Source organism: Arthrobacter sp. efr-133-TYG-118 (assembly GCF_030209755.1).
Classification (GTDB): domain Bacteria; phylum Actinomycetota; class Actinomycetes; order Actinomycetales; family Micrococcaceae; genus Arthrobacter.
Window position 1 is genome coordinate 1 of the sequence record NZ_JARVRH010000047.1, and the last position, 3,671, is coordinate 3,671.

At 61.0% G+C, this 3,671-nt stretch carries 3 protein-coding genes; all 3 read left to right on the forward strand.

What is annotated here, in order from left to right:
• The first annotated feature begins 103 nt into the window (after positions 1-103).
• The 3 genes from QRN59_RS24285 to QRN59_RS24295 all read left to right on the forward strand — a co-directional run bounded on the left by QRN59_RS24285 (position 104) and on the right by QRN59_RS24295 (position 3,269).
• Positions 104-832, forward strand: a complete 729-nt coding sequence (locus QRN59_RS24285) for a GntR family transcriptional regulator (protein ID WP_284984985.1) — start codon at positions 104-106, stop codon at positions 830-832.
• An 85-nt stretch (positions 833-917) separates the two neighbouring features.
• Positions 918-2,078, forward strand: a complete 1,161-nt coding sequence (locus tag QRN59_RS24290; protein WP_284984986.1) for a CaiB/BaiF CoA transferase family protein — start codon at positions 918-920, stop codon at positions 2,076-2,078.
• A 30-nt stretch (positions 2,079-2,108) separates the two neighbouring features.
• On the forward strand, positions 2,109-3,269 hold the full coding sequence (locus tag QRN59_RS24295) for an acyl-CoA dehydrogenase family protein (protein ID WP_284984987.1): 1,161 nt from the start codon (positions 2,109-2,111) through the stop codon (positions 3,267-3,269).
• Positions 3,270-3,671: the final 402 nt, after the last annotated feature.

Consider the following 3,671-nt stretch of genomic DNA (forward strand, 5'->3'; position numbering starts at 1 on the left):
TGTCGGCGGACGCCCGCTCACCTATGACCCGGAAATCCCACACCCCCGCTCACCTATCGACCCCTCCGAGATACAGGTTCGCGTCGACCCGTACAATGTCAGGATGAGTAGCATGCAACAGGTTACTCCCGGAGTGTCGCTGACAGCGCAGGCCACAGACATGCTGCGGGCGGCAATCACCTCCGGAGAGATGACGCCAGGGGAGCACTATTCCGCGATCGGGCTAGCCGAGAGACTCGGGGTGTCCAGGACGCCGGTACGTGAGGCCCTGCAGCTGCTCGAAAAGGAGGGCATTGTCCGGATCGAGAAGAACCGCGGTGTCCGGGTGCTGCAGATTTCACTTGATGAGATTGTGCAGATCTTCCAGATCCGAATTCTTCTTGAGCCCCCGGCAGCGGCTCGGGCCGCCGAGGTTGTCACCAAGGATGACCTTGAGCATTTCCGGGTGCTGCACGGGCGCATACTGGACGCCGCAGCCGGCGATGATGGTCCCGGCACCCTGCAGGCGGACAAGGAATTCCACTTGTTTCTCATGGGCTTGGCGGGCAATCCCCGGCTGATGGCGCTGGATGGAGAACTCCGCAATCTCGTTCTTGCGCAAGGGTTGGTGACGATCCCTTCGATCCGAAGCAGCCAGGACTTGGCCGACGACCGTCGAGGCATTCTCGAAGCGTTGGAGCGACGGGACCGTCAAGCTGCATCGACGGCGGTTCGCGAACATGTCACCCGCACTGCCCGGCTTCTCATTACAGGTGTTTGCGCGAAGACGCCTGGACTGTCCGCCGATGCGTATCTGGCGAAGCTGGATCAACTGACGCAATTCCGGGGCTGACTCCGATACGACGAAGAATTGTTTACACGCCGGAGACATTCCCCTACAGTTGCATGCAACATACAACCATCGAAGGAGATGTGTCGTGACGTCCACAGTGGGTAGCCCACGCGGTCTGCCGCAGCCTTTGGCTGGTATACGGATCGCGGACTTTTCGCGGGTTCTTGCGGGTCCGTTGTGCTCCATGATGTTGGCCGACTACGGTGCCGAGGTCATCAAGATCGAAGGTCCTGCCGGGGACGATACCCGGGCGTGGATCCCGCCTGTGGAAGCCAATGGGACCGGCACCTATTTTGCAAGCGTCAACCGGAACAAGAAATCCGTTGTCGCCGATCTCAAGTCCGATGAGGGGTTGAGCTATGCCCGCGCCCTCGTGGCCGGCTGCGACGTCGTCATCGAAAACTTCCGTCCTGGCGTCATGGCGAAATTCGGTCTGGATTATCAGACCGTTTCCGAGAGCCGGCCGGACATCGTCTATTGTTCAATCTCGGGCTTCGGGGCCGGCGCCGGCGCAGATCTGCCAGGCTATGACCTGCTAGTGCAGGCGCTTGGCGGTCTGATGAGCATCACTGGCCACCCGGAAGGAGAACCCAGCAAGGTCGGGGTTGCCCTAGTCGACGTCCTCACTGGTCAGAATGCCGTAGCGGGGATCCTGATGGCGCTGCGGCTGCGCGACGCTACGGGGACCGGCCAACAGGTGCAGGTCAACCTCCTCTCCTCACTCCTTGCAGCCCTTGTGAATCAGGGCGCGGCCGCCTTGGCCACGGGCAATTCGCCTGGCAGGCTCGGCAATGCCCACCCCAGCATCGCCCCCTATGAGACATTCCGCACTGGCCGCGGCACGCTCGCCATCGCGGTCGGCAACGACCGGCAGTTTGCGGCGCTGGCGTCAGTTCTGGGGCTCAGGGGTTTGCCCGAGCAAGCGAGATTCCTCACTAACGAACGCAGAGTAGCCTCCCGTGAGGAGCTTCGGATTGTGATCGAGGCCGCTCTCCATGCTGACACTGCTGCGAGTTGGCAACGGAAATTGCTCGCTGCAGGTGTTCCTGCGGGCAGGGTCAACAGCGTCGGCGAGGCCTTCGAACTCGCTGAGAGTCTGGGGCTGGAGCCGTCAATCGTTGTCACTGATCCCGCAACAGGCCGGGAGTCCCGGCAGCTTGCCAACCCTATCCGGCTGTCCGCAGCAGCACCGAACTACCGGCAGGTTCCCCCGGCCCTTGGTGAGCACCAAGGGTGCACCTTCTAATCCTCAAACACTTCCTTGAAAGGCGCATAAATGTCCGATATCAGCGATCTGATTGATTTTGATTCCCTCCTGAGCGCGGATGAACGTGCGTTGCGCGATTCGGTGCGCGCCTTCGTGGATAGCGAAATCAAGCCACACATCGCAACCTGGTATGAAAAAGCCATTTTCCCGCTGGAACTTGTACCCGAACTGGCCAAAATGGGCCTACTCGGAATGCATCTGAAAGGCTACGGATGCGCCGGCCGATCCGCCGTCGAGTACGGCCTCGCCGGAGCGGAACTTGAGGCTGGCGACTCCGGGTTGCGCACTTTCGTCTCGGTGCAGGGCTCATTGGCGATGAGCGCGATCTACAAGCACGGTTCGGATGAACAGAAAGCCGAATGGCTGCCGGCGATGGCCGCGGGCGAAGTGATCGGCTGCTTCGGACTAACGGAACCCACGGCGGGATCGGATCCGGGTGGCATGACTACCTTTGCGCACCGCGACGGAGGCGACTGGATCCTCAACGGGTCAAAACGCTGGATCGGCCTGGCGTCGGTAGCCAAAGTCGCCATTATCTGGGCCCAGACCGACGGTGGTGTCCGCGGCTTCGTAGTCCCTACCGAGACCTCTGGATTCACGGCTACGCCGATTGAGCCGAAACTGTCCATGCGAGCCTCCATCCAATGCGACATCGAATTGTCGAGTCTGCGACTACCCGAGAGTGCGGTGCTGCCGAACGTCGTCGGGCTCAAAGGCCCCTTCTCCTGCCTGAACGAGGCGCGCTACGGAATCATCTGGGGCGCCATGGGCGCCGCCCGCGATGCGTTCGAGGCAGCCCTCGACTACTCCAAGGGACGCCTGCAGTTTGGCAGACCGCTGGCCGGTTACCAGCTGACCCAGCAGAAGTTGGTTGACATGGCTCTGGAGATCAACAAGGGATTCCTCCTCGCCCTGCACCTCGGGCGCAAGAAGGACGCGGGCACGTTGCAATCGGACCAGATCTCGGTCGGCAAACTTAACAACTGCCGCGAAGCCATCAAGATTGCGCGCGAAGCCAGGACGATCCTCGGCGGCAATGGAATCACGCTGGACCTCTCACCCTTGCGGCACGCTCACAACTTGGAATCCGTTCGCACCTATGAAGGCACCGACGAAGTCCATACCCTCATCTTGGGTAGCAAGCTCAGCGGTATCGCGGCCTTCCGTTAGGCGGGGCCCGACGGCGGAACCCGCGTTCCGCCGTCGACGTCGCCGCGGCGCACCTATCCGGCACTGTCGGCCAGCTCGACGAATACGGTTTCGAACCGCTGAACCTGCAGGGGAATAGCGGGGCGTCAATGCTGGATTTGCGCGGTGTACTGAAGCCGTGTAATGTCTTCTAAGTCGCCGCGAGGGAGACAGCCTAGAGCTGGGAACCACGGGTGGCCACCCCTTCGAATTGAGCCTGGAACGGCTGGTGCTTTGTGCGCCGCAATTCGAGGGGAATTCGAATTGTTGCCCTGAAATTGGTCGAAATACTAATTTGCTAAGCGGTGATGGTTCGGGTAAGTTTGTTTAGTTGCTCCGGAGCGAGTCTGTGCCTGTTGTGGGTGTGGGTGGTGCCGGGTGTGT